Here is a 5,436-nt window from a genome sequence, read left to right as displayed (position 1 = left end):
CGACCCCGGATCCATCACCAGCCCCGCCCGCGAGGCCAGCATCGTCAACTTCGTCTTGGGCGTGAAGTCACCCCGGAACTGCCCGTACACCAACGCGCCGGCCACCGCGGCCACGACCAGCACCGCCAACCCGGCCAGCTTGTAGGGCGGCTTATGAGGCTTGTTGACCTGGGCGGGCATGGCAGCTACACCGTGAGCGCGAAGTTCGGGTTGACGCCGTAGAGCGCCAGCGCGGCCGACAACACGACAACCTGCACCGAGACCAGCGAGAAGCGCATCGACCGGCCGACGGCCTCGCCGACGCCGACCGGCCCGCCGCCGGCCTCATACCCGTAGAAGCAGTGGGTGATCATCACGACGGCGGTGATGATGATGGCCTCCAGGAACGACCAGAACACGTCGTCGGGGCGCAAGAAGGTACGGAAGTAATGCTCGTAGGTGCCGTGCGACTGCCCGTAGAACACCGTGGTGGTGATCTGGGGGGACAAAAACGACATGATCATCGCCAGCGAGTACAGCGGGATGATCACGACCAGCCCGGCCATGATCCGGGTGCTGGCCAAGAACGAGATCGACTTGATGCCCATCACTTCCAGGGCGTCGATCTCCTCGCTGATGCGCATCGCACCCAACTCGGCGGTCGCCCCGGCGCCGACGGTGGCCGCCATCGCGATGCCGGTCACCACAGGCGCGGCGATCCGCACGTTGATCAGCGCGGCGAAGAACCCGGTGAACGCCTCGACGCCGATGTTGCCGAGCGAAGCGAAACCCTGGATGGCCACCAGCGAGCTGCCCGAGAGCGTCACGAACCCGACGATCGCCACGGTGCCGCCGACCACGGCCATCGCACCGGTGCCCATGCCGATCTGGGCGATCAGCCGCAGCGTCTCCTTGCGGTAGTGGCGCAGCGCGTGTGGGATGTGCCCGACGGCCTGGGCCCCGAACCAGCCCATCTGGCCGATGTCGTCGACCGCGCGCCCGGCGGCCCCGCCGTAGCGGTTGAGGTTCTCCACCGCCCGCGGGAATCGGGAGCGCAGCACAGCAGATGTCGACATGTCAGTGCCCCGTCCCGAACCGCACACCGATGGTGGTCAGCACCACGTTCACCGCGTACAAAGCGACCACGCACAGCACCACCGTCTCATTCACCGCGGTGCCCAGACCCTTGGAGCCGCCGCGCACGGTCAGCCCCCGGTAGCAGCCGACCAGCCCGGCGATCAGGCCGAACGTCGCGGCCTTCACCGTCGCGATCACCACCTCGGGCAAGCCGGTGATGGTGGTCAGCGTGGCCAGATACGCCCCCCCGGACACGTTCTGCAGGTAGACCCCGAACAGGTATCCGCCGACCAGGCCGACGGTGATCACCAGCCCGTTGAGCAGCGTGGCGACCAGGGTCGCGGCGATCACCCGGGGCACCACCAGGCGGTGGATCGGGTCGATGCCGAGCACCTCCATCGCGTCGATCTCCTCGCGGATGGTGCGCGCGCCCAGGTCCGCGCAGATCGCCGTCGACCCCGCGCCGGCCACCACGAGCACCGTGGTCAACGGGCCCAGCTGGGTGACCGCGCCGATCGCCGCGCCCGCCCCGGACAGGTCGGCCGCGCCGAACTGGGCCAGCAGAACGTTGAGGGTGAAGATCAGCAGTACGGTCAGCGGGATCGACACCATGATCGTCGGCAGGAACGCCACCCGCATGATGAACCAGCACTGCAGGACGAACTCGCGCCACTGGAACGGCCAGCGGAACAACGCCTTTCCGGTCAGCACGCACATCCGGAAGAACCCGCCGATCACCGTCAGCGGCGTCTGCATCTGGTCGCGGAGGTAGCCGACCAGGTAGGTGCCGCGCCGGCTCGTCGAAGTTGACGTCACCACGAACCCCTCACGCCGGCCCCGCCTGCCGGAAGGGACCCCCGCGGATCGTGTCGCACGCCCCCTCCTCGCCCAGACTCCACGTGTGTGACCATCGGCTATCTACTCGCCAGTAGTAACCGGGACCACAGGAATGTACCCGATGGCCATGCACGTGTGAACCGCATCTGCACAATTAACCCTTCGCCAACAGTGGGCAAACGTTACAGTTTCCGTCAATCCCCCTCTTCGCCCATCAATTCCGTTGTCGCGGAATGCGTTTGGGATGCCTCCAGAGTCCCGTAGCGAACCCGCAATTCGGTCTTGAGCACCTTGCCGGCGGGATTGCGCGGCAACGCTTCGACGATTTCGAGAGCCTTGGGATGCTTGTAGCGCGCCAGCCGTTCGGTCAGGAACTCGTCCAGCTCGTCGAGCCGCAGGTGCTCACCGGTGACGGCCGCGATCGCGATCGGCACCTCGCCCCACTTTTCGTGGGTGCGGCCGATCACGGCGACCTCGACGATGCGCTCGTGGCCGGCGAGGACGTTCTCGACCTCGGCGCAGTAGATGTTCTCGCCGCCGGAGATGATCATGTCCTTCTTGCGGTCGACCACCCAGACGTAGCCGTCGGAGTCCATGCGGACGAGGTCCCCGGAATGGAACCAGCCGCCCGCGAACGCCTCGGCCGTGGCCTCCGGGTTGTTCCAGTAGCCGCTCATCAGCGTCGGTGCCCGGTAGACGATTTCGCCGACCTCGCCGACGGGAACGTCGTTCATGTCCGCGTCGACGACGCGGGCAGCGACCGTCGGGATCACCTTGCCGACCGAGCCGCGCTTGCGGATCGCGTCCTCGCCCAGCAGCATGCACGTCACCGGCGACATCTCGGTCTGGCCGAACGCGGCCAGGATCTGGGCGCCCGGGAAGGTCGCCGACATCTCCCGAAGCAGCGCGTCCGGCGCCGGCGCGGCGCCCCACGAGATCACCCGCAACCTCAGGTCGCGGGGCCGCGCCCGCTGCTCGGCGCACACGGCCTGCCACTGCGCCGGAACCAGGAAGATGCCGGTGACCCGCTCCGCCTCCAGCACGTCGAGCAACTGACCGGGCTCGAAGGCGCCGAGCGGGTAGATCACCGTGGGTGTGCCCAGCAGCATCCCGGTCAGCATGTTGCCGATTCCGGCGATGTGGAAGAACGGGACACCGATGAAGCCGACGTCGTCGTTGATGCTGGCGCCCGTGGTGTACAGGCCGGTCATCGTCTGCCCGGTCAGGTTGGCGTGGGTCAGCACGGCGCCTTTGGGGCGGCCGGTGGTCCCGGAGGTGTACATGATCAGCGCGGGCGACTCGTTCGGAACGTCCACCGGCGGGTGGGCGTCGCCGATCTCGCCGACGAGGTCCTCGTAGGCCAGCACGTCGCCGTCGGGGGAGCCCTCGGCGGGGCCGCCCGCGACCACGACCGTCGCCAGCAGGGGCTGGATGGCGCGGACCCCGGTGGCCACCGCGGCGAGCACCGGCTCGGTGATGACCACCCGCGCCTCGCAGTCCTCGACCAGGAAGGCGATCTCGGACGGGGTGAGGCGGAAGTTCAGCGGGACGGCGATGGCCCCGAGCATGTTCGCCGCGAGCACCGACTCGACGAACTCGGCGCGGTTGAGCATCAGGATCATGACCCGGTCACCGAAGCCGACGCCGCGGCGGCTCAGCGCATCGGCCAGTGCCGAGACGCGGCGGTGCAGTTCCTCCCACGTCACCGTTCTGCCGAGGAACCTCAGCGCGGTCGCGTTCGGCTGCATCAGCGCGTGCCGCTCGAGCTGGTTGACCCAGTTCTGCCGGCGGGCCCGGTAGGGCTGTTCGTGCACCAGTTCGTGTGCGGTCTGTGTCCGGTGGCCGGCCAATTGCGCGGTCAACTAAACGCCCTTCCCCTCACTCGCGCGCCGCTTGCGCCAGTTTGATATTTGATTAAACATGGTGTTGTGTAGGTCACACTATGGCCTCGACGGTCCTGTGACAAGTCCCTGAAAGCCCAGGCAGCCCCCGTGAACGCACCGATATCGGCCCGGCCGAGGAGACGACGGCCGCTGCGCCGGGCGCAGCTGTCCGACGAGGTGGCGGGCCATCTGCGGGCGGCGATCATGTCGGGAAAGCTGCGCCCGGGAACGTTCATCCGCCTCGACGAGACCGCGGCCGAACTCGGGGTCAGCGTCACCCCGGTGCGCGAGGCGCTGCTCAAGCTGCGCGGCGAGGGCATGGTGCAGCTGGAGCCGCACCGCGGCCACGTCGTCCTGCCGCTGACCCGCCAGGACATCCAGGACATCTTCTGGCTGCAGGAGACGATCGCCAAGCAGCTGGCGGCGGCGGCCACCGCCCACATCACCGACGCCCAGATCGACGAACTCGAGCGCACCAACGATGCGCTATCGGCGGCCGTGGGAACCGCCGACGCCGAGACCATCGCCGACATCGAGTTCGCGTTTCACCGCGTCTTCAACCAGGCCGGCGGCCGGATCAAGCTGGCCTGGTTCCTGTTGAATGCCGCGCGCTACATGCCGGTGCTGGTGTACGCGGGCGACCCGGACTGGGGCGCGGCGGCCGTGCACAACCACCGGCAGCTGATCTCCGCGCTGCGCCGCCGCGACGCCGCGGCCGTCACCGAGCACACCGTCTGGCAGTTCACCGACGCGGCGGACCGCCTCACCGAGATGCTGGACCGCGCCGGGATCTTCGACTGAGGGCCGCTCACCCGGCGAGTTGTTCGGCGCGCTGCTTGAGGTTGTCGGCGAGGTGGTCGAGGACCTGGTTGAGCAGCTGCTTGACCATGGGCGCGGGGATCGGCATCGAGGTCTCCACGTCCATGTCCACCGTCAGCAGGCTCGACGTCCCGGTCTCCACCACGCTGAACAGCTGCTCCTGCTTGGAGAAGAGGTCGCCCTGCTGCAGCACGGTCTGGATCTGGTTGTCCCCCGGGTAGTAGACAGCCTGGATGAACGTGCTCTCCATGCCCTGCACCTCGGTGTCGAGGCGCAGCTGGCTGGGGCGCCCGTCGTCGTAGCGGGCGAGCACCCATAGGCCCCGGATGCCCTCGTTCCACTCCGGGTACCGCTCGAAATCGGCGACGATGGCCATGATCGCGGCAGCCTCGGCGCGGACTTCGACGGTCTTGCTCAGAACTGGCATGGGCGAAGCATATCTATGGGTCCACACGGGCCGTCGACAGCAGCGCGCGGATCGGGTCGGGGATCGGCACCGGCTTGCGGGTGTCCCGGTCGACGTAGACGTGCACCCAGTGGCCCAGCGCGGTGATCGGGCGGGAGTCTCCTGGACCGCCGCCCGGCCGGAACACGCCGAGCCGGTAGGTGGCGCTGCTGTTGCCGAGCCGCGTCACCGCCACGCCCACCACGAGGCTGTCCGGGAAGCCCAGTTCGGACAGGTAGCGGCAGCCCGACTCCGCGACGATGCCCAGCGCGGGCGTGGTGAGCGGGTCGAGGCCGGTGGTGGTGTTGATCCAGGCGTTGATCGCGGTGTCGAAAAGCTGGTAGTAGACCGCGTTGTTGAGGTGGCCGAACATGTCGTTGTCGGCCCACCGGGTGC

General features: G+C 68.2%; 6 protein-coding genes and 1 pseudogene. 1 reads left to right on the top strand and 6 read right to left on the bottom strand.

What is annotated here, in order from left to right:
• The 4 genes and pseudogenes from AC2VOR_RS06655 to fadD5 form a co-directional block, all read right to left on the bottom strand.
• A pseudogene (locus tag AC2VOR_RS06655) lies at positions 1 to 180 on the bottom strand (MCE-family protein MCE1A); the annotation flags it as partial.
• Between the two features lie 5 nt (positions 181 to 185).
• Positions 186 to 1,055, bottom strand: a complete 870-nt coding sequence (locus tag AC2VOR_RS06650; protein ID WP_486963430.1) for an MlaE family ABC transporter permease — start codon at positions 1,053 to 1,055, stop codon at positions 186 to 188.
• A gap of 1 nt (position 1,056) precedes the next feature.
• A complete protein-coding gene (locus tag AC2VOR_RS06645; protein WP_486963431.1) occupies positions 1,057 to 1,812 on the bottom strand; it encodes an MlaE family ABC transporter permease in 756 nt (251 codons plus the stop codon).
• A gap of 275 nt (positions 1,813 to 2,087) precedes the next feature.
• Entirely contained in the window at positions 2,088 to 3,755 is a 1,668-nt protein-coding gene (gene fadD5, locus AC2VOR_RS06640; RefSeq protein ID WP_486963429.1) for a fatty-acid--CoA ligase FadD5, read from the bottom strand.
• A 129-nt stretch (positions 3,756 to 3,884) separates the two neighbouring features.
• On the opposite strand from fadD5, the gene AC2VOR_RS06635 reads away from it, so the two are divergent.
• Positions 3,885 to 4,577 (top strand): GntR family transcriptional regulator, encoded by a 693-nt coding sequence (locus tag AC2VOR_RS06635; protein WP_486963428.1) that lies wholly within the window; start codon positions 3,885 to 3,887, stop codon positions 4,575 to 4,577.
• Between the two features lie 7 nt (positions 4,578 to 4,584).
• Here the strand turns inward: AC2VOR_RS06635 and AC2VOR_RS06630 are convergent, their stop codons facing one another.
• Together AC2VOR_RS06630 and AC2VOR_RS06625 are read right to left on the bottom strand one after the other, a co-directional pair.
• Complete coding sequence (locus AC2VOR_RS06630) at positions 4,585 to 5,022, bottom strand: SRPBCC family protein (protein ID WP_486963427.1); 438 nt, start codon at positions 5,020 to 5,022, stop codon at positions 4,585 to 4,587.
• Positions 5,023 to 5,035: 13 nt separating this feature from the next.
• Positions 5,036 to 5,436: acyl-CoA thioesterase (locus AC2VOR_RS06625; protein ID WP_486963426.1), on the bottom strand; the 401-nt coding region annotated here is incomplete at its 5' end.

The sequence above is a fragment of the Mycobacterium sp. TH-M103 genome (assembly GCF_057473785.1).
The sequence above is the reverse complement of the archived record's forward strand: the minus strand, read 5'-3'. Positions and strand labels throughout refer to the sequence as shown.

Coding starts and splice junctions, on each gene's coding strand:
- AC2VOR_RS06645 (WP_486963431.1), bottom strand. CDS start 1,812: ATGCAGACGCCGCTGACGGTGATCGGCGGGTTCTTCCGGATGTGCGTG.
- AC2VOR_RS06630 (WP_486963427.1), bottom strand. CDS start 5,022: ATGCCAGTTCTGAGCAAGACCGTCGAAGTCCGCGCCGAGGCTGCCGCG.
- AC2VOR_RS06650 (WP_486963430.1), bottom strand. CDS start 1,055: ATGTCGACATCTGCTGTGCTGCGCTCCCGATTCCCGCGGGCGGTGGAG.